Consider the following 18,771-nt stretch of genomic DNA (forward strand, 5'->3'; position numbering starts at 1 on the left):
CTCGGAATTGCTTCAGCTCTTGTTGTCGATCAGCTTGCGGGCCTGATCGAACTGCGCGCCCTTGGTGTTGCCCGCCTCGAACTTCTGGTGCTCGTCGGCGGGATCGTCCTTGGCGTGCTTGAAATCATACCATGTGCCGTCGGGATCCTTGCGCTGCTCGATTTTGCCCTTCTCGACACGATGGCTGTAGCAGGTACGCTGCGGCTTGGTGGAGTAGGTCTTGGACCGCCAGGCAAGTTCCATGCACATCTTGCCCTTTTCCGTCACCAGCCAGCGGCCCTCGCCGACGGCGGGCGAATCCTCCCCTTTCGTCCAGGCATGCAGGCGCCTATCCATTCCGAAATAGGCGGCGCCGTTCTTCCAGTTCCAGGTGCGGTCGGCATAGAGAAGCTGCAGCTCGAAAGCCGTCGGAGCAATATCGGGCTTGACGGCCGCCTCGACCGGCGCGCTGTTCTTCGCCGCGGTCGCGCCTGCTGCGCCGCAAAAGGCAAGCTGGGCGCAGGCGACCAGGAACAGAACCAGCCAGCCGCGCCTCGCAAGCCGGCCGGTCCTGCCCACCCTGGCTCGAGCCGGTTCGCTTGGCGATGTGGTCTCAGCTGTCGTCCCGATGAGCGTACGCATGTCAATACCCCCCTCTCGACCCTGATGCGGTCGGGTCAAGGATTAACGATCTGGAAGATGTTTCTTCGGGCTTGCCGCGATCCGTCACGATGCCTGGGACCCCGTCGCCCCGATGGCTGCGCGATCATCGCCCTTGAACCTATTAACAGCCGCGCGCGGCGCGATGTCAACTGAAACGAGCCTCAAGTGATCACTACAAGCCGTTAGTTAACCAGGGATATTACAATGTCGTGATAGTCTGACCTTGTTTGGCGATTGGATGTCGCCAGAATAGCTTCGGCAGGGACTGCTCCACATGCTAGACAGCGCGGAAACGAGTGAGTTGCGAGGCGCGGTGTTTGCCGGCATGCGCCGGGCTGTCGGCGTCGCACGCATCCACACCGCGATCCTGCTGGCGATCTTGCTGGTTGCGGCCATCGCGCGTTTTCACGACATCACCCAGCCCCTGGTCGACGCCTTCAGCTGGCGCGAGACAAGCACCGCGATGATGGCCGACAATTTCCAGCAGCGCAGCTGGAACATCTTTTTTCCCGAGGTCAGTTGGACCGGCCCGGGACCCGGCTACCAGGGCCGGGAATTCCAGATCGTGAGCTATATCACCGCGCTGCTCTACCAACTCTTCGGCTGGCACGACTGGTTCGGCCGCATGGTCGCCGCGCTGTTCGGCATGGTGACGGTGTTTTCGTTGCACAGGCTGACCGCGCTTTGCTGGGATGAGGCGCATGCGCACGCGGCAGCCCTTGCCTATGCGCTGATGCCCGGGCCAGCGATGATCGACAGTTCGTTCCTGCCCGATCCGTCGATGCTTGCGCTGGTGACGCTCGGCGTGTGGCTGTTCGTGAAATACTGGGCCGGCGGCAAGCCGTGGTTGCTGCCGCTGGCCACAGCGAGCTTCACGCTCGGCGCGCTGGCCAAGCCGCCGGGGCTCGCCGCTGGCGCCGTCATTTTCTACCTGACGGTCTGCTGGATCCTCCAACGGCGCTACAGGCAGGCGACGCGGGTGCTGTTCAGCGGGCTGATCAGCCTGGCGGTCGTTGCCGCCTATTTCGGCTGGGCCATCTATCTCGGCCGCAGCTACCCGCCCTACCATGTCGCCGGCAGCGGCTACATCTGGGATTCCGGCTTCTGGACGTTCTTCAAGAACAGTTTCTACCTCAAGTCGGTCTGGAATACCTCGGTCTGGTGGTTCTACGGTTATCCGTTCATGGCGCTGATCGCCGTTGGCTTCTGGATGCCGCCCAAGCCCGGCGACGAAACCGGTGAGGGGGTCCTTTCGGCCGTTCCCTATGTCTGGCTCGCGGCGGCGGCGATCGTCTACGTCGCTGCGGCGCGCGAGATCACCAGCAATCCATGGAACTACCACATCTTCCACGTGCCGCTGGCGATGTTCTGCGGACGTGGCGCGCTGGTGCTGGCAACGCTCGGCGCCCGAACGGCGCTCACCCCGGCCGTCGTCATGCGCTCGGCCTTCATCGCGGCGCTGGCGCTGCCGCTTTCCACCTTTCCGCTGCTCAAGACGATGAAGACGCCGATCGCCATGAACGGCAAGCTGCTCGGCGAGCAACTGGCGCAGCTCGTCCAGCCGGGCGAGCTCGTCGTCGCGATCGCGCCGGAGGCCGGCGATCCGGTCGCGGTCTACTACAGCCGGGCGCGCGGCTGGGTCTTCCCGCCCGGCGGCGGCGACGTCGAATGGTCGAAATTCGTCGAGGACGACGCCACCGCGATCGCCCAGCTCGAGGACTTGCGGACCCAGGGCGCGGATTATTTCGGTACCGCCAAGAACGCCGCCGACAAACAGGACCGGCTGTTCGTCGAACATCATGACGGGGTGATCGACCACCTCGACAGGACCGCGACCAAGCTTGTGGATTCGGATACGATGCTGGTCTATAGGATCACCCGCCCGTGACGGCGACGCGGTTTCAAGCGTGCCGGCGGAGCGATCCGCGGACAAAGGCGTGAATTGTCGAGCCACCCGTATTCCGCTGCCAACGCGGCGGTGGGCGCCATCGGAGAATTGGTTGAAGCGAGCGATATCGATAATCGTCACCCTGGCGCTGCTGGCATGGCTTGCCAGCGACCAGCGCTGGAAGATGGTCGGCGATGCGTTCGCCTCCATCACGCCCGTCGCTTTCGCGGCGGTCGCGGTGGCGCTGTTCGTCACCTATGTGCTCAGGGCGCTGCGCGTCTGCGACGAGTTCCGCGACGACGTGAACGGCCGCTTCGGCGCCACGCTGCGCGTCATCCTGATCCACAATGCGATGATCAACATCGTGCCGTTCCGCGGCGGCGAAACCGCCTTTCCGATCCTGTTGCGCCAGGTGTTCGGCGTCTCGATCGTTCGCGCCAGCGCATCCCTTCTCTGGTTCAGGCTGCAGGACGCTTTCGTCGTCGGCGTGCTGGTCTGCCTTGTCTGGCCGGGCCTGCATCCGGCGCTGAGGGCCGCCGGCATCGCGGCGCTTATCGCCGCCGCATGGTACCTGCCGCGTTGGGCGCGCGCGCCGCACAACTGGACGGCGGGCGGCAGGATCGTCTCTAAGCTCGGCAAATTGCGCGACATCTTCACCGAGGCGACGGGACGCTCGCGCTACGGCTGGTGGTGGACGATCGCCAACTGGGCACTGAAGCTCGGCGTGCAGGGCTGGCTGCTCGCCATGCTGCTCAACACCTCGTTGCAGACCGCTTTCCCGGGCGCCGTCGGCGCGGAAGCCGCCGCCATCCTGCCGGTGCAGGGCGTCGCCGGCTTCGGCACCTATGAGGCGGGCGCCGCCGCGGCGCTGCTTTATTCCGGTATCGCCATGAAGGACGGCCTGCAGGCGGCGCTTGCGCTGCATCTCTTCATCCTGTGCTCGGCGGTCGCCACCGGTGCGATCGCCTGGCTGTTCCCCTCGAAATCGACGCTGCCGGAAACCCCGGCGGCGGGACCGGCAAGGAAATGACCGCCATGAACGTGCTTCCCATTCCGGCTTCCGGATTGCCCGAGGGCGCCGTCATGCCCGAGCACAAGCTCTCCATCGTCATCCCGATGTATAACGAGGCCGACAATGTCGAGCCGTTGCTCGTGCGCATCCATCAGGCAATGGAGAATTACAGCCAGCCCTGGGAAGTGGTGCTGGTCGACGACGGCAGCACCGATGCCACGCCCACCGAGATCCGCCGGCTGGCGGCGCAATACGGGCCACATGTGCATGGCGTGGAGCTGGTGCGCAACTACAAGCAGACCGCCGCCATGCAGGCCGGCCTCGACGCCGCGCGCGGCGATGTCATCGCGACTCTCGACGGCGACCTGCAGAACGATCCGTTCGACATTCCTCGCATGGTCTATCGCCTGCTGACCGAGGATCTCGACCTCGTCGCCGGCTGGCGCAAGAACCGCAAGGAAGGCTTCTGGTTGCGCCGCTTGCCCTCGCGCATCGCCAACAGGCTGATCGCGCGCGTCACCGGCGTGCGGCTGAACGATTATGGCTGCAGCCTGAAGGTGTTCCGTGGCAGCGTCATCCGCAGCGTGCGCCTCTATGGCGAGATGCACCGCTTCATCCCGGCGTGGCTGGCGACGGTGACGACGCCGCGCCGCATCGCCGAGGAGGTGGTGACGCATCACGCCCGCATCCATGGCCAGTCGAAATATGGCATCTCGCGCACCTTCCGCGTCGTGCTCGACCTGGTCTTCATGTTCTTCTTCATGCGCTACCGCACCAGGCCCGGCCATTTCTTCGGCGGCATCGGCATCGTGCTTGGCGTCATCGGCTCGCTGATCCTGGCCTATCTCTTCGCGGTCAAGGTGTTTTGGGGCCAGGACATCGGCACAAGGCCGATGCTCATCACCGGCTTCTTCCTGGTGATCGCCGGGCTGCAGGCGGTGACTTCGGGCGTGCTGGCCGAGATGCTGTCGCGTGTCTATCTCGAGGCCAACGGCGCGCTCGCCTATGTGGCGCGGCCACAGCCCGCCCCTGGCGAAGGCGACGGCTGGCAACGGCCGAGCAAGCCGCAGATCGGGAAGGCGAAGCCGCGCCGGAAATAGCGCTCAAGTTTACACAGATGCCGGGTATGGCGACTTTCTGGAAAAGGTGCGGCGAAGCGACCGACGAGGACGGATAGGCCGAAACCTTCGCCCTGAATTGCGGATGCATGAATGCCGCGCGGAAAGCGGCGGTCGATTCCCAGATCGCGTAGTTCAGATAGGTCGGGCTGTCGCCGAGCGCCCGGTGCAGCTGGGTCGAGATGAAGCCCGGCTGTCGCTTCATGAACGCTGCATCGTCTTGCCAGACCTCCAGGAAGGCCTGCTCGTCGGCCTTGTCGAGTATGAAGACATTGACCAGCACGACGGCGTTGGCGTCGAGCGCGACTTGACGGTCGATCGGGAAAGCAGGGTCGAGAGAACGCATTTGGATCATCGGGCAACTCCTTATAATGGTGTTATGGTGTCAATCTGTTACCATGCATACATACTATGTTTGACATTATGATGTCAATATGGATATAGAATGACAAATTCGTCCAATGTGAAACGGACAACGGCTGGCAAGGCCTTGAGCGATCTCATCCTTGACCTGTTCAGGTTGAACAGCCGCATCGGCGCAGCCGGCGACAGGCTGGTGGCCGATCTCGGCCTCACCAGCGCCCGTTGGCAGGTTCTTGGAGCCATCGTAGCGGCCGAACGGCCACAGCCTGTGGCATGGCTGGCGCGCGACCTCGGCGCCAACCGGCAGAACGTGCAGCGCATCGTCAACGACCTGCAGGGCGAGGGACTCGTCGCCTTCAAGACCAATCCGCACCATCGGCGGGCGCAGCTCGTGATGCTGACGGACAAGGGCAGCGAGGCTTACGACGCGGCCATGCGCCTTCAGGCACCCTGGATCAACGACCTCGCCGAAGGGCTCGCGGTCGAGGACATCAACACCATGCATGGCGTGATCACGGTGCTGCGACGAAGATTGGAAGGAGACGCGGATCTGGAGGAGCAGCGCTGACCGCTACAGTTCCGTGGGGTGTGTCACCCACGAGGTTCGTGGACTGGCGCCGGGACGACTGGCGGCCGGAGGGCAAGAGGCAGCGCGCGCATTGCGCGCTTCCCCTCGCCTCCGGCTCGCGCCCCCCGGCGACGACGCCTTTCCTGGTTCAACGCGCCCGGCAGGCCGCGCGCTGGCCGAAGCCGCTCGGGCCGCAAATCCAGGGCGAATGGCCAAGCAGCGGGCCAACGCTGCCCAGCGTGCAGGAAACCTTGACCGGCGCCGGCATGTGCAGCCGCTGCGGGCGCACGAAAGCCGCATAGGCCTCTTCCCTGACGCGCGTCACCCTGGTCATGCGCGTCATCGGCTTGCGATTGACTACATGCAGCCGCCTGTTCTTGCCGAGTTGTTCTGTCACCGGCTTGACGCTGAGCGAGCCGGTTTTCATCGTATCCATGCTCTGGCAGCCCGACACCATCGAGACCAGTGCGACAGCGGCAAGCGCGACGGCATATCTTCCGCCAACCGCCACCGCGCCTCTCGCGAGTTTCATCATTGCCATCCCCTGCCGCAGTATTTCTTGATGGAGCGAGGAGATATATTCTCCCCGCCTCTCGTTCATATTGCGCAAGCGGTTCACATCCACTCGCATCGTGGCTTAATATTAGAGGAGACTTATTAAAATTCGCGCAAACGACGTGATGAGCACCGTCTTTCGGCATCCGGTCGATGTTTGTTAAAATTTGAACTTTTGGGACGACAGGCACGCGCCAGCGAAAGGGACATGCCGGGACGACGGGGGCCCGGAACCCAAGGCGTTTCACTGTTTCACGGAAACGGCGACCCGGTCCGCCCATTTGTTTTGACGCAATTCCGGACGGCAGGCTATGGCGAAGTCGCCGAACCTAAGCGCTCATGCTTTGCCTGAAAATTGCTTTAGAGCATGATCCCGAAAAGTGGGAACCGGTTTTCGGAAAAGATCATGCTCCAACAAAGGGTTAGATCAGGATGACGATTCAACGAACGTTATCCTGATCTAGCGCGGCGTTTCCCAGCCGGGGTCGAAATAAAACTTGCGCGAGCCGATGTCGCCCATGCCGGCGCCGGAAATCACATAAGCGATCCTGACGATGCGAAAGCCGCCGGTCCCCTGCTGCAGGCCGTAGATGCCCTCGAGACCGCGATCGTAGAAACCGGCGACAGGGACACCCAGCGCGATCAGCGCGAGAGAAGCATGCAGGGCGAATTTCGCGGCGTTGGCGCGCAGCGAAATCCCGTTCTCACCAACATGCCTGGCAATGATCACCGTGACCAGCAGGCCATAGAGGAAGGCATTGAAGGCGGCGAACCAGTAGAAGCCGGTGGCGTCGAAAGGATGTTTGACCAGCAGTACCGGCAGGGCCGCGCCAACCGCCAGCACGACATAGGGCGCGAAGGCGCGTGCGGGCAGAAGATGCTTCGGGCCGCTGCCCTTCGGCGTGACGCGGAAGTCGACGAAGGATTTCGTCGCATAGTCGCGCACGGCCGACAGCGTGCCCCAGAGCACCCACGGCCAGCGGGCGAAAAACAGGAACAGCGTGCCTTCCCAACTCAGCGTCTTTGCCGTCGTCGGCCGCGACAGGCCGAAGGCCTTGAGCATGATCACCAGCCCAACCAGCGCCACCGAATTCGGCGCATAGTAGAGGACGAACTCGGCAAACATGACGTCGGCGAAATTGCGCCCGGTGGCCAGCGCATAGATCGGCATCACATACATCATCAGCGCAAAGACCGCGAACAGCGGGTACCAGAGCTGGCAAAACAGGAACTGAAACTTCAGCCGCGGTGTCAGCTTGCCGAAATATTCCGGCGTGTATTCGAGCAGGATCGTCACCAGGCTGCGCGACCACTGGAATTCCTGGGTGACGAGATCGGCGAAGGTCTGCGGGCCATCGCCATTGGCGATGGCGTCGATGGCATGCACCCCGTGCCACCCGGCGGCGTTGATCAGCATCGAGGTGGAATGATCCTCGGCCAGTTCCGGACCAAGGCCGCCCGCCTCGCGCAACGCCCGCGTCCTGACGGCATAGTGCGAACCGATGCAAAGTGGCGCGCCACCGCCTGTGTGGCCGGACTGCAAGGGGCCGTGGAACATGCCCTCCGGGAACAGCCGGCCACGCGCCGCCCAGCTTTCGTCGGCATTGTTGTCGCAGATGCTGGGCGCCGAGACATAGCCGACGCCAGGATCGGCGAAGGGATAGAGGATTTCCCTCAGATAGGACGGCGTCGGCACGTGATCGGCGTCCATCTGGGCGACGAAGTGGTAGCGCTCGTAGCCGCAGTGATCGTAGAAAAAAGCCAGGTTGCCTTCCTTACAGCGCGTGCGGCGCGGCCAGGTCTTGCGGTGGTAGTCCTCGCGGCCGCGGCGTGTCGAAACCTGCACGCCATGCGCGTCGCACCAGCGAACCGTCGCCTCCGATGGATCCTCGTCGGCAAGCCAGGTGTCGTGCGGATAGTCCTGCGCCAGCATCGCTTCCAATGTGCGCTGCACCACGGCGAAAGGTTCGGACGGCGCCTTGGTGACCACCATGGCGACGCGTGAACGCTTCGGGATCGTGTGCAGCTTCGACGACTTCCTCGAGGCATGGACGTTGAGCAGGAAATACATCGGCATCAGCGTCAGCCAGGCCAGCACTATGGTGGCGAAGGCAAAGGGGCCGATGTGGCCGATATGCTCGGGCCGCAGCCACCAGGACCAAAAGAAAGCCAGCGTGAGGAACCAGAAAGCAAGGCCAAGCCGCAAGATCAATTGCTGGCGCGACGTGAGCACGGGCACAAGGTAGGGGCCCTTGGGGCCATGGCCGGCCGAAACCTCGCCAGCCTTGCCCATTGACGTCGTTTTGCCGCCGACAACGTCGGCTTCCCCAGATACGCCCATACTACCCGTCGCCCTGCCCGCCCGGCTAAGCCGATCGAACGCATTCATCCCCGCTATAGAATCAGCCTAAGCTAATGCAGAGTCAACAAAATTAGGTTTTCGTTAACCAAGCTTGTTGGGAACTGGTTAACCGACCACGGCCTCGCGACCTTCCCGGTCGCGCGTGGCCGCACGCCGGCAGGTGTGAAGCGCTCGGGGCCAGCGCGAGCCATCCTTCCCGTTAACCATGCCGGTGGCGATAAGGTTAAGTAAGGGTTAATTGCGCTTGACTCTCACCGAGCATAGGCTCTTATATAAGCAAGGGTTAATATCGTAACGTTGACGCGAATTTGTGAGTATCGCGGCGACCTCGTTTCAAGGGCTGTGTATAGAGCCGGAAGAGACAACAATAGTGGACGGCACCGCGAGAAGCGCGCCAGTCCTAGTCGCTCTGAAAACCCGCATTTTCCACGTCGGCAACCGATATTTGGGTTTGCGTGCCGGTTTCGGTCGGCACGTTGTGGCAAGCTTCAAGGTCCGGCGAGACATTGAAGCCCATGGAGGCGGGTATGAAACTCTCCACTGCAACCGCGCTGGTTTCGGCGCTCATTCTCGGCGTGGCCTTGCCGGCGTCGGCTGGATCGCCGGCCGGGACGGATCCTATCAAGACGGGCTCGGCCGCGTCGGCGTTCGGCTCCTACGATCCTTACGGCGATTTCAGCAATGACAAGACGGCCAGCATCGAGGAACTGTTCCTGCCTTGGGAAGACGTCGACCTGTCGACGCTGCCTCTGGCCGATGCCTACGCGCTGCAACGCGGCCGCTCGCTCTTGATCACCATCGAGCCTTGGACATGGTCGAAGGACTGGCGCATCACGCCGCCGGAGCTGAAGAACGGCATATTGAGCGGCAAGTATGACGCCAACATGCAGGCGATCTGCAACCTCGTCGGGCAGATGAAGAGCCCGGTCACCATCCGCTGGGCGCAGGAAATGGAAGACACCAACGGCCGCTTCACCTGGGCCAATTGGGCGCCGAAGGACTGGATCGCCGCCTACAAGCGCGAGGTGGATGTCTGCCGCAAGGCCGCGCCGGCGGCAAAATACATGTGGTCGCCCAAGGGTATGGACGGCCTGGAAAAATACTATCCCGGCGACAACTATGTCGACGTCGTCGGCCTGTCGGTGTTCGGCCTGCAGAAGAAGGACAATGACGAGGTCGGCCGCGACCGGACCTTCGAAGAGACGCTGAAGCCAGGTTATGACCGTGTCGCGAAATTCAACAAGCCGATCGTCATCGCCGAATTGGGCTATGTCGGAAAGCAGGACTACGTGTCCAAATGGTCCGACGATTCGCGCAAGTCCTATGCGGAGTTTCCGGCGCTGACTTCGGTCGTCTACTTCAACCAGAAGGAAGTCTGGCCATGGCTGGGCGGCTATGGCCTGCCCGACTGGCGAGTGACCCAGCACGTCCTGCCGTAAGAGACGTGATCATGCTCGTCCCGGCCAGACCGGGACGGGCTCCGGCTAAAGATGTTAAGTGGGGTTGCCGCGGGGCTGGCTCGAAGCTTTAGTCGCTGTGCGCAGGCAAAGCGGGCTTGGCGTGAACAGCGCAATTGCCTGGCACCGCGATTTCGCGCAACGGTTTTTCGCGACGGGAAAGACCGCGAATGACCGATGCCGAGGCCTGACAGATCCATCCTGATTACGGGAGCGCGCGCGCCGGTGGCGCTGCATCTGGCGCGTCTTCTCCACGGCGCCGGGCGCAGAGTGATCCTGGCCGACACTCCGGCGCGGCCGATCGCGGCAGCGAGCAAGGCCTGCGCGCGCTATCATCGCCTGCCGCCGCCGCGCTTCGAACCGCAAGCCTATGCCGAGGCGGTGGAAGCCCTGATCCGAAGGGAAGGCGTCGAACTGGTCATCCCGACTTGCGAGGAAGTCTTTCACCTTGCGCTGGCCTGGCGCGGCAGGACCATGCCGGCGAAAGTGTTCGCCCCCGACATCGGGTTGCTGGCAGAGGTTCACAACAAGCATAGTTTCATTCACCTTGCCGAACGGCTTGGCCTCGCGGTGCCGGAGACCATGCTTATCAATTCCCGAGATGATCTGGAGTCGGTGCGCAGCCACTCGCGCGACCTGGTATTGAAACCGGTCTGGTCGCGCTTCGCCAGCCATGTTCTGCTGCGACCGACACCGGATTTCCTCGATGCGATCGCGCCCTCGCCTGCCATGCCCTGGGTGGCGCAGCGTTTCGTCGACGGCGACGAGATCAGCGCCTTTGCGGTGGCGCGCGAAGGCAGACTCAAGGCGCTGGCGCTCTACCGTTCGCTCTATCGTGCCGGCAAGGGCGCCGGCATCTTCTTCGAGCGGGTCGAGGACGATGCGGCGCGCGCGCTGGTCGAGCGAATCGTTGCCGGCACTGCGTGGACCGGGCAGATCTCCTTCGACCTGATGCGCGAGCCGAGCGGCCGCGTGCTGCCGCTCGAATGCAATCCGCGTGCGGTCAGCGGTCTGCATTTCTTCCGCGATCCGGCGCGGTTCGCCTCTGCTGTGCTTGGCGACGGTCCGGAAGTCGGACCGGACGTCACAGTGCCGCAAACGGTGCGGCTCGCGATGTGGATCTACGGGCTGCCGGCGGCGCTGCGTTCGCGAGCGCTCGCCCGCTTTCGCGAGGCGATGCGCGAGGGCGAGGAACTGCTCGATTGGCCGGGCGATTCAGCCCCGGTGAGGGCGCAATGGCCTGCGCTGGCGGAGATTGCGCGCGTGGCATTGCGCGAACGCATCAGCCTGCAGGCGGCGTCGACGCGGGATATCGAGTGGAATGGGCCGGGTTCGGGCTAGGCAGACTGTAAAAGTCGGCGGGACAGCGCCCCCCTCTGTCCTGCCGGACATCTCCCCCACTTGGGGGGAGATCAGCAGCTCGTGCGCCTCGCTCCTTCTGCCACGCAGGCGATCGGCGAAAGCCGGCGTGACAGCCAATCTCCCCACCTGTGGGGGAGATGTCCGGCAGGACAGAGGGGGGCGCGAAGGAATGCGACATCGCCATTCTTAGCCTGTGGGGCGAAGCCGTCACTATCCGTTCAGCGATTGCTGATCTATCCGCTTCACCAAAAGCTGCAGGTCTAACGCCTTGAGCACAGCCAGCAGCATACTCAGCGGCGGATCCCCTTCGCTCAATACCTCAACAAATGTGTCCAAAGTCATCCCGGCCTTCTTCGCTACAACATTCATGCCGATGGACTGCGCTACACTGCTCATAGTGCGAGCGATAATCGTGGCCTCACCGTCTTCAAATGCGGCCTCGATAAAGGCTAATCGGTCCTCAGGGGTTTTAAGATAATCAAGAACGTCGAAACGCGTCGTATTAAGAGGCATCGCTCTAACTCCTTAAAATCGAGCTTACACCTAAAGCTCAATCTCATGCACTTTCGGCCCGCTCGCCGCCGGCGGCATCTTCCCCTCCATGATCGTCGCAATATCGCGGCGCAGAAAATCGAGCGGGCCGATAACCGGCGAGGCTTGTGGAGCGAAACGGGCATTGTCGCTTGCAGACTTCAGCACTCGGCGGTCCTGGTGCAGCGCGATGGTGAAGAGTGGCTTGAAGGCCAGCGCCTTCAGCTCGCCAAGCAGGCCCTGGCGCCGGCCGATCAGCCAGCCGACACCCTCGACGGTGCGCTCGTCGGCCTGGCGCAGATGAAAGGTGGTGGCCAAAACCAGCCCGTCCTTGCCCCAATATTCCAGCTCGGCGATGCCGGGATGGCGAAAGCGACCGATGGTTTTCGCGCGGTCGCCCTCCAGCAGCCGGCTGATCAGGCCCTGCTGGCGGTCCTCGCCGGTGTAGCTCGCCTCGACCCAGCCCTCGCCGCCCGTCACCTCGACCCGCACCAGATGGCGCTTGGAGGTCAGGCCGCGCAGCAGGCCCTTATGGGTGAAATGGGTATGGGTGGCGTCGAGGATGTTTTCCGCCGCGTCGATCACCGTCGACTGGGTCGATGAACGCACCCGCCGGACGATGACGTCCTTGCCCTGCATGCAGTGCAGGTAGGGCTCGCCCCTGGGCGTGCCGGACGAGATGAAGACGACGCCGTCGCGCTCGATCGCGGCGTAGCGGCGGACCCGGTAATGCGGCATGGCGCCGACATGGCCGGGGATCGCCGTGCAGCGTCCCTCGCCGTCATAGCGCCAGCCGTGATAGGGGCATTCGATCTCGCCGCCGACCACCTTGCCGGTCGACAGCTCGACCAGCCGGTGCGGGCAGCGATCAAACAACGCGGCGATGCCTTTCGCCGAACGGAACAGCACCACGGGCTCGCCGTCGAGCAGGATTCGCTTCGGCCGCCTGTCGATATCGGCGGACAGCGCCACCGCCTGCCAATAGGCTTCGCCACGGCGCTCGCTCACAGTTCGAACCTCCTGAGCAAGGGAATTCCGACCAGCGCCAGCACGGCCTCCATGACACGGATCGCCATGCGCCGGCGAAGCGGAAGATGTCCGGCATAGACGGCGTTGTATTCGATCGCGGCGACCGCGCCGCGCCGCCTTTTGAAACCGGCGGCGCCAGCGCTCATGTTGAAGAACAGGCCGCGCGCCGTGGCGTGATCTTGCGCCACCGCCATCATCATGCGGTAGAGCCCGTCGGCGACCGGCAGGCCAGTGTCGTAGCCGACGATGGGCTGGGTCAGCGTGCCGCCGTTTTCAAACAGGCCGGTGACGGCGACCAGCTCGCCGCCGGGCCGGCGCAATCCCGCCAGGCTGATGATGCCGCGCCGGTGCATCTCGGCGATATAGCGGGCCGTGTAGTGCGGATTGAGCGGCGTGTATTTATCGAGATAGAGCATATCGTAGAGCTGCTCGGCGCGGGCATAGTCGGCTTCGGTGAAATCGCCATTCCCGACCCGCTCGAACGGTGTTTCGCGGAGGCGAGCGCGATCGCGCTTCATGTCGCGCGTCATGGCGGGCGCGGCGCTGCGGTCGGCGAAGATGTAGATCTGACGCGCCGCCAGCATGCGGAACCCCTCCGCCTTCAAGGCGGCAATAGTTGCCGGATCGGCGATGTCGTTCAACGAGCGGATGACGATGGCGCGATTGGGGAAACGCGCGGTCAGGGCTGCCCGCAGCGACGCCACCGTCGGCCGGTCGAGCAGCGGCACCGGATTGGTCGAATAGAGCCAGTTGTTGACCTGCGCCTGACGGTCGAGGCCGCTTGCCCTGACCAAAGGCGCGCAGGCCAGGATCAGGGCGCTGAGCGCGCGCTTGAGCAGCGGATGGGCAGCGAAGTTGCGCGTCTCGTCCATCGCATAGTCGATATAGGCGCTGGTCGGGCAGCAGATGTAGCAATTGGGCGCATCATCGGCGTCGTTCAACGTCAGCGGAAAAACGCGGCCGGCAATTTCGAAGGCCCCGACCTTCGTCTTGAGGTTGGCGATGAGATCGCGCACCGACACCTCGTTGAAAAGACTTACGAAAGCCTCGACATTTGCCGGCTTGTTCTCGACGCGGTCGGCCTGCTGCACGGGTCTCTCCATCATCGCCGCGCCGCTCATCGCGCCGGCCCCAGGCGGCATTCGACGCGGCGCAGCTTGCGGCCTGTTTCCAACGGCAGCGGCGCTCGGACGAGTTTTACGGTGGCGACCGCCTTTCGCATTTCCAGGAGCGCACGCGCAGCTTGATGCGCAGCCACGGCCGCATCGTCCGGGAGCGTCGGCGCAAGGCTCAGCTCGATGCTCTCCGGCCCGGTCTGGACGAGGCGGAAATCGTCGATGCGGCGGTCTGCCTTGAGCACGGCGTTGCGCAGCACGTCCGGCGTGATGAGGATCTGGCCATCCTGGGACATGAGACGGAAAACATCGTCCATGCGGCCGACGATTTCGTCGACGCAGCGCATCGGCGAACCACAGCGGCAAGGTTCTTTGGACAAGCGCAACAGGTCGTTCATCCTGTAGCGCGCCATGATCTGGGTTTGGCGGCGAAAGGCGGTCACCAGCGGCGTCACCAGCCCATCGCCCGCCGGCTCGAATTCGAAGAAGACGGAGTCTTCGGCAAGATGCAGGCCGCCCTGCCGGCAGGTCACGGCAAACAGGCCCTCCGTCGCCATGTAGATCTGGTCGAGCGGCAATTGGAAGAAGTTCTCGATCACCGGGCGATCGACCGGGTCGAGCGTCTCGGCTGCGGAAAAAACGCGCGTCGGCCGGAGCCGGAAGTTCTCGGCCGCGAAATGCCGCAGGATCTTTGGCGGCGCGATGACGACCGTCGGGTCGAAGGCTTCCAATTCCTCGCGCCAGCTTTCCGGCCCCGCCGTCAGATCGAAGAAGGCAAGCTTGATCAGCCGAGATTTGCGGGCGCTGTCATAGAGCCCGGTGTTCTGCGGCAGGATGACGGCGACGCGCATGCCGCGCCAGAGAAGATCGGCCGCCGCCTTGGCGAGGATCGCTCCCAGCCATCGGTATTTCTCCGCTTCCGAAATCACGAACAGGCCGCGATTGCCGGAGGTGCCTGTGCTGGCGCCGACGGTGAGCGCGCCGGCGCGGCCGTCACGCGCCAGGGCCGCCCAGGCTTGCGTGGCGGTGAGACCGTGGATGTTGAACTCGTCGAAGCGCGCCATCAGCAGCGCCTTGTCGGTGACCGGCAAGTCGGTGAGGCGAGCCGGCGCGTGGCGATAGAAAGGCGCGCGCGGCAGGTCGCGGTCGAGGAAGCGCCGCAAGGCAGTCGCCTGCCAGCGCTCGAAGTCGACGCGGCTTTTGCGGGAGACCAAGCGCGTCAGGGCAAAGGAGCCGACCGCTTCCGTCAGGCCGTTCATCCGGCCTCCGGATCATCTGCAGCGAGATCGTAGGACGTCGGCGCGGGATCGTGGCAGAGCATCACCTGGCCGCCCGACCTGAGGAAGCGGCGCAGCATTGCGCTGGTCGGCTCGATCGCCGCCGCATCCTCTGCGATCAGCGTCGCCGGGAAGCCCGGCGTGCGGTCCTGGGTCAAGGCAGTGAGCAGCCATTGCGCATCGACGGCATAGAGCAGCGGGCGGTCGAGGCCATTGAACAGCAGGCCGAACTGGCCATCGGCATGTCCGGGAAGATCGACCGCGATCACGCTGCCGTCGCCGAAGAGATCGGCGCCGCCGGGCACGTCTTCGCGCGTCTCGACCCGCCGCTTTGCGGACAATCCCTCCAGCCGCGCCTCGAAATCCGGAGGAAACAGTTCGGTGAAGACGCCATGGCGCAGATTCTGGCGCGGCGTGCGCGCCTTGACCCGCGCCCATGCGGCGTCGCTGGCGATGAAGCGCGCCTTGCGGAACAGCGACAGGCCCGAAATGTGGTCGGCGTGGAAATGGGTGACGATGACGGCGCGGATGTCATCGGGCGACAGGCCGAAACGCCGCAGCACCGGCAGAACCTGCTCCGCCGCATTGAGATCGGGCCTCAGCAGCGCATCGTAGAGCCGCAGCATGCGGCCGCTCCGGTCGCCGCTCAGCGCTTCCGGCGTGTAGCCGGTATCGACCAGCACCGGTCCGGCGGCGGGGTGAAAGAACAGCCCATAGCGGACACGCAGCCTGACGCTCTGCCAGGTGCCGCCGCGCAGGATCAGCCGCTCGGCGGCGTTGACCCAGGCGCTGTTGGCGAAGACGATCCTCATGGCCTGGCCCCGCCGGAAAAGGCGCGGTCGAGCCCTTTTTCGAACGAGATCTTCGGCGCCCAGCCGAGAACGCGTTTCGCCTTGGAAAGATCGAGGCTTTGCGCATAGGCGAAGAGGCCGAGCCCATAGCGGGTGACCGGCGGCTCGGGCCGGCCGGGCAACCGCAGCGCCACCGCTTCCACCAGGCCCGCCACCAGCATCGCCGGCATGAGCGGCATCGGCCGCCAGCGCGCCTTGAGACCGGCGCGGATGCAGGCCTCGTCGGCGATGCGGCGGACCGGCAGCACCTCGCCACCGGATATATTGAATATCCGCTGCTCTGCCTCCTTGGGCGCCTCGAGCGCCGCCATCACCGCGTCGACGACATCGTCGACATAAGTGAGGTCGATGGCCCCCCGGCCGTCGCGAAACAGCGGCAGTGGCCGGCTTTTCGCCGCCTTGATCAGGCGCGGCAACAGCGCGCGATCGCCCTTGCCGTAGATGCCGCGCGGCCGCAGCACCACCGGATGGATATCGGGCCGGCCGAGCACGATCTTTTCCGCCTCGCGCTTGGTGCGGGCATAGTGATTGACCGGCTCCGGCAAGGCCGCATCCTCGGTAAGGCCGAGCTGGTCGCGGAAGGCGAAGCAGACGGACGGGCTGGAGATGTGAACGAAACGGCTGACGCCTTGCCGCCTGGCGAATCCGACAAGATTGCGAGTTGCCGTGACATTGGCCGCCTCGAAATCAGCGAGGCGTCCGAAGGGCGAGGAAAGCGCCGCGCAGTGGATGATCCGTTCGACCCTGCCCAGCCTGGGGTCAAGGGCGGCATCGAACGGCTGCGCGAGATCGTGACGGATGATGCGATGGCCGGCCGCTTCGAGCGCGGCGCAGCGCGTTTCATCGCGGCCGAGCCCGAGCGCCAGCGTGCCGGAGGCGGCCAGCCGCTCGAGCACATGGGCGCCGAGAAAGCCGCTTGCGCCGGTGACGAGGACGGCCATGCTCAGACCTCCAGCGCCATGCCGCCGAAGGAGACGCCGGCGGAAGTGCCGAGGAAGAGCAGCTTCATGCCGGACACCACGCGGCCCTCGCGGCGCGCAACGTCCAGCGCGAAGGGCATGGAGGCGGCGATCTGGTTGCCGAAGCGGGCGGAGATATCGACCAGCTTTTGCGGCGCAAAGCCGGTCTGGCGCGCCATATGCGCAAGCGCGAACGGGCTCGCCTGATGCGGCACGACGAGATCGACATCCTCCCGCCGCCAGCCGGCGCGCTCGAGCAGAATGTCGACGAAGCCATTGAAGTGGCGCGCGGTGAGCCGGAACAGTTCCCTGCCATCCATGTGGAACAGGCTGTGCGCGGCGAACGCCTCCGGTTCCTTGCGGAAATCGAAGCGCGTACCGCCCGAACCGATGCCGCAGGCTTCCCAGCTGGAAGGATAAGTGCGCATCAGGCTCGCCGCCACCTTGCCCTCGCCGGGCCTGGCCTTGCGCAGCACGGCCGCCGCCGCGCCATCGCCGAAAAGTGCTGCGATCTCCGGCGCGTCCTGCCACGGCAGCGCGCGCGAAGCGACTTCGGAGGAGAACACCAGGGCCGTCTCGCATTGCCCGGCTTCGATCATCCGGCCGGCGGTCTCGAAGGCGGTGAGGAAGCCGAGGCAGGTGCTGTTGACGTCGAAGGCGGCGGCCGAGCCGTCCGCCAGCCCGAGGCGCTGCATGACCAGCGGCGCGGTCGCCGGCAGCGGCTGGTAGGGCACTCCGCAGCCGCCGATGATCAGGTCGACAGCGCCGGGATGGAGGCCGGCATCGGCAAGCGCAAGTGTGGCCGCGGCGCAGGCGAGATCGATCTGCGATTCGGCATTGCAGATATAGCGCTCGACCACACCGGTTGCGGCTTCCAGCGCGCCTTGGCCAAGGCCGAGCCGCTCTTCCAGCGTCCGCGTGGTAACCCGCTCAGCCGGTACCGCCCTGCCGGTTCCGACGATCCTGATCCGCATTCCCCCCTCGCCGCATGAGCTTGCGTCTATCTAACCCAAAAAGCGGTTCGAGGCGACGACCATGACGGCGCCAGTGCGACCACGTTTGATCGCCGAGCATTCTGCGATAAGTATGCGACGTTGCAGGGGGTGAGGCATGGCTAATTCTTTTTCTCGCTTTATTTCTTCTGTCTTTGGGAATTCGGTTTCGAAGCCAAATGCGGACATTGTCAGAAGGCCATGGCCAGACAGTCTCCAGCATCTGTTTATCGAGCCGCCAAAGAAGGATGTCTGGGAAGCGCTGGACGGCTGGAAGTGGATTGGGCTTGATGGCTTGGAGCCCGCCGCAGTCTCCGCATTCGGCGACATTTTCTTCCGTGCTCCCGATGGTTCCGTCAAATTGCTGGATATGATCGGAGGCCGATTGACCCAGGTGTCGAAAACGTGGCTGGAGCTTACAACCCAGTTCAACGATCCTGATCGTTGCGACGAACTGTTGCTGGCTGGATTAGCGGCGGCGGCACGAAAGAAGGGATTGGTCTTGGCGGACGGCGAATGTTACGACTTCGAAACGCCACCAGTACTCGGTGGCGAAATGTCCGCTAAGCAAATCGACAAGACTCTCTTCGTGGTCAAAGTGCACATAGCCGGCCAGATTCACCGGCAAGTAAAAGACCTTCCGCACGGTACGAAGATCAACAAAGTGACGATCGGCGATCGCTGACGGCT

Annotated in this window: 17 protein-coding genes and 1 pseudogene; 7 read left to right on the forward strand and 11 right to left on the reverse strand. The window is 64.1% G+C overall.

All coding sequences use genetic code 11. The features are described from left to right. Positions 1 to 12: 12 nt before the first annotated feature. Positions 13 to 621 (reverse strand): DUF995 domain-containing protein, encoded by a 609-nt coding sequence (locus tag CK230_RS04800; RefSeq protein WP_095816047.1) that lies wholly within the window; start codon positions 619 to 621, stop codon positions 13 to 15. A 346-nt stretch (positions 622 to 967) separates the two neighbouring features. On the opposite strand from CK230_RS04800, the gene CK230_RS04805 reads away from it, so the two are divergent. From CK230_RS04805 to CK230_RS04815, 3 genes are all read left to right on the forward strand, one after another. Next, positions 968 to 2,530 carry a glycosyltransferase family 39 protein gene (locus CK230_RS04805; protein ID WP_245429844.1) on the forward strand — a complete coding sequence of 521 codons (1,563 nt, stop codon included), beginning with the start codon at positions 968 to 970 and terminating at the stop codon, positions 2,528 to 2,530. A 112-nt stretch (positions 2,531 to 2,642) separates the two neighbouring features. Continuing rightward, positions 2,643 to 3,560 carry a lysylphosphatidylglycerol synthase domain-containing protein gene (locus tag CK230_RS04810; protein WP_095816049.1) on the forward strand — a complete coding sequence of 306 codons (918 nt, stop codon included), beginning with the start codon at positions 2,643 to 2,645 and terminating at the stop codon, positions 3,558 to 3,560. Positions 3,561 to 3,565: 5 nt separating this feature from the next. Continuing rightward, positions 3,566 to 4,642, forward strand: a complete 1,077-nt coding sequence (locus tag CK230_RS04815) for a glycosyltransferase family 2 protein (protein WP_095816428.1) — start codon at positions 3,566 to 3,568, stop codon at positions 4,640 to 4,642. A gap of 10 nt (positions 4,643 to 4,652) precedes the next feature. On the opposite strand, the pseudogene CK230_RS04820 reads toward CK230_RS04815, so the two are convergent. After that, a pseudogene (locus CK230_RS04820) lies at positions 4,653 to 5,015 on the reverse strand (antibiotic biosynthesis monooxygenase family protein); the annotation flags it as partial. A gap of 90 nt (positions 5,016 to 5,105) precedes the next feature. Here CK230_RS04820 and CK230_RS04825 point away from each other — a divergent pair. Next, positions 5,106 to 5,591 carry a MarR family winged helix-turn-helix transcriptional regulator gene (locus CK230_RS04825; protein ID WP_095816050.1) on the forward strand — a complete coding sequence of 162 codons (486 nt, stop codon included), beginning with the start codon at positions 5,106 to 5,108 and terminating at the stop codon, positions 5,589 to 5,591. A 148-nt stretch (positions 5,592 to 5,739) separates the two neighbouring features. Here the strand turns inward: CK230_RS04825 and CK230_RS04830 are convergent, their stop codons facing one another. Both CK230_RS04830 and CK230_RS04835 read right to left on the reverse strand, forming a co-directional pair. Beyond that, a complete protein-coding gene (locus CK230_RS04830) occupies positions 5,740 to 6,126 on the reverse strand; it encodes a hypothetical protein (RefSeq protein ID WP_095816429.1) in 387 nt (128 codons plus the stop codon). A gap of 480 nt (positions 6,127 to 6,606) precedes the next feature. Next, a complete protein-coding gene (locus CK230_RS04835) occupies positions 6,607 to 8,487 on the reverse strand; it encodes a cellulose synthase catalytic subunit (protein ID WP_095816051.1) in 1,881 nt (626 codons plus the stop codon). Positions 8,488 to 9,035: 548 nt separating this feature from the next. Here CK230_RS04835 and CK230_RS04840 point away from each other — a divergent pair. Together CK230_RS04840 and CK230_RS04845 are read left to right on the forward strand one after the other, a co-directional pair. Then, positions 9,036 to 9,947 carry a glycoside hydrolase family 26 protein gene (locus CK230_RS04840; RefSeq protein ID WP_095816052.1) on the forward strand — a complete coding sequence of 304 codons (912 nt, stop codon included), beginning with the start codon at positions 9,036 to 9,038 and terminating at the stop codon, positions 9,945 to 9,947. Positions 9,948 to 10,142: 195 nt separating this feature from the next. After that, positions 10,143 to 11,306, forward strand: a complete 1,164-nt coding sequence (locus CK230_RS04845; RefSeq protein WP_095816053.1) for a hypothetical protein — start codon at positions 10,143 to 10,145, stop codon at positions 11,304 to 11,306. A 231-nt stretch (positions 11,307 to 11,537) separates the two neighbouring features. Here CK230_RS04845 and CK230_RS04850 read toward each other — a convergent pair whose 3' ends face one another. Genes CK230_RS04850 through CK230_RS04880 form a run of 7 tightly spaced genes read right to left on the reverse strand, consistent with a single transcriptional unit; the run spans position 11,538 to position 18,063 of the window. Next, positions 11,538 to 11,840, reverse strand: coding sequence for an addiction module antidote protein (locus tag CK230_RS04850; protein WP_095816054.1), 303 nt, complete (start codon positions 11,838 to 11,840; stop codon positions 11,538 to 11,540). A gap of 30 nt (positions 11,841 to 11,870) precedes the next feature. Beyond that, on the reverse strand, positions 11,871 to 12,866 hold the full coding sequence (locus CK230_RS04855; protein WP_095816055.1) for a Rieske 2Fe-2S domain-containing protein: 996 nt from the start codon (positions 12,864 to 12,866) through the stop codon (positions 11,871 to 11,873). After that, positions 12,863 to 13,993 (reverse strand): GNAT family N-acetyltransferase, encoded by a 1,131-nt coding sequence (locus tag CK230_RS04860; RefSeq protein WP_245429826.1) that lies wholly within the window; start codon positions 13,991 to 13,993, stop codon positions 12,863 to 12,865. The genes CK230_RS04855 and CK230_RS04860 overlap by 4 nt, the downstream gene beginning before the upstream one ends. Before the next feature lie 11 nt (positions 13,994 to 14,004). Continuing rightward, a complete protein-coding gene (locus tag CK230_RS04865; protein ID WP_095816057.1) occupies positions 14,005 to 15,261 on the reverse strand; it encodes a F390 synthetase-related protein in 1,257 nt (418 codons plus the stop codon). After that, on the reverse strand, positions 15,258 to 16,091 hold the full coding sequence (locus tag CK230_RS04870) for an MBL fold metallo-hydrolase (protein WP_095816058.1): 834 nt from the start codon (positions 16,089 to 16,091) through the stop codon (positions 15,258 to 15,260). Before CK230_RS04870 ends, CK230_RS04865 begins: the two co-directional genes overlap by 4 nt. After that, positions 16,088 to 17,071, reverse strand: a complete 984-nt coding sequence (locus tag CK230_RS04875) for an NAD(P)-dependent oxidoreductase (protein WP_095816059.1) — start codon at positions 17,069 to 17,071, stop codon at positions 16,088 to 16,090. The genes CK230_RS04870 and CK230_RS04875 overlap by 4 nt, the downstream gene beginning before the upstream one ends. 2 nt (positions 17,072 to 17,073) lie before the next feature. Further along, positions 17,074 to 18,063 (reverse strand): 3-oxoacyl-[acyl-carrier-protein] synthase III C-terminal domain-containing protein, encoded by a 990-nt coding sequence (locus tag CK230_RS04880; protein ID WP_095816060.1) that lies wholly within the window; start codon positions 18,061 to 18,063, stop codon positions 17,074 to 17,076. 136 nt (positions 18,064 to 18,199) lie between these two features. On the opposite strand from CK230_RS04880, the gene CK230_RS04885 reads away from it, so the two are divergent. Continuing rightward, the gene (locus CK230_RS04885) at positions 18,200 to 18,766 is read left to right on the forward strand and encodes a T6SS immunity protein Tdi1 domain-containing protein (protein ID WP_095816061.1); all 567 of its coding nucleotides are present in this window, start codon (positions 18,200 to 18,202) and stop codon (positions 18,764 to 18,766) included. Positions 18,767 to 18,771: the final 5 nt, after the last annotated feature.

The sequence above is a fragment of the Mesorhizobium sp. WSM3859 genome (assembly GCF_002295065.1).
Lineage (GTDB): Bacteria > Pseudomonadota > Alphaproteobacteria > Rhizobiales > Rhizobiaceae > Mesorhizobium.

What these genes read in the sequence shown, in the direction of transcription:
- CK230_RS04800 (WP_095816047.1), bottom strand. Translation starts at nt 621, where the DNA reads ATGCGTACGCTCATCGGGACGACAGCTGAGACCACATCGCCAAGCGAA.
- CK230_RS04805 (WP_245429844.1), top strand. Translation starts at nt 968, where the DNA reads ATGCGCCGGGCTGTCGGCGTCGCACGCATCCACACCGCGATCCTGCTG.
- CK230_RS04815 (WP_095816428.1), top strand. Translation starts at nt 3,566, where the DNA reads ATGAACGTGCTTCCCATTCCGGCTTCCGGATTGCCCGAGGGCGCCGTC.
- CK230_RS04825 (WP_095816050.1), top strand. Translation starts at nt 5,106, where the DNA reads ATGACAAATTCGTCCAATGTGAAACGGACAACGGCTGGCAAGGCCTTG.
- CK230_RS04830 (WP_095816429.1), bottom strand. Translation starts at nt 6,126, where the DNA reads ATGATGAAACTCGCGAGAGGCGCGGTGGCGGTTGGCGGAAGATATGCC.
- CK230_RS04835 (WP_095816051.1), bottom strand. Translation starts at nt 8,487, where the DNA reads ATGGGCGTATCTGGGGAAGCCGACGTTGTCGGCGGCAAAACGACGTCA.
- CK230_RS04840 (WP_095816052.1), top strand. Translation starts at nt 9,036, where the DNA reads ATGAAACTCTCCACTGCAACCGCGCTGGTTTCGGCGCTCATTCTCGGC.
- CK230_RS04845 (WP_095816053.1), top strand. Translation starts at nt 10,143, where the DNA reads ATGCCGAGGCCTGACAGATCCATCCTGATTACGGGAGCGCGCGCGCCG.
- CK230_RS04850 (WP_095816054.1), bottom strand. Translation starts at nt 11,840, where the DNA reads ATGCCTCTTAATACGACGCGTTTCGACGTTCTTGATTATCTTAAAACC.
- CK230_RS04860 (WP_245429826.1), bottom strand. Translation starts at nt 13,993, where the DNA reads ATGATGGAGAGACCCGTGCAGCAGGCCGACCGCGTCGAGAACAAGCCG.
- CK230_RS04865 (WP_095816057.1), bottom strand. Translation starts at nt 15,261, where the DNA reads ATGAACGGCCTGACGGAAGCGGTCGGCTCCTTTGCCCTGACGCGCTTG.
- CK230_RS04870 (WP_095816058.1), bottom strand. Translation starts at nt 16,091, where the DNA reads ATGAGGATCGTCTTCGCCAACAGCGCCTGGGTCAACGCCGCCGAGCGG.
- CK230_RS04875 (WP_095816059.1), bottom strand. Translation starts at nt 17,071, where the DNA reads ATGGCCGTCCTCGTCACCGGCGCAAGCGGCTTTCTCGGCGCCCATGTG.
- CK230_RS04880 (WP_095816060.1), bottom strand. Translation starts at nt 18,063, where the DNA reads ATGCGGATCAGGATCGTCGGAACCGGCAGGGCGGTACCGGCTGAGCGG.
- CK230_RS04885 (WP_095816061.1), top strand. Translation starts at nt 18,200, where the DNA reads ATGGCTAATTCTTTTTCTCGCTTTATTTCTTCTGTCTTTGGGAATTCG.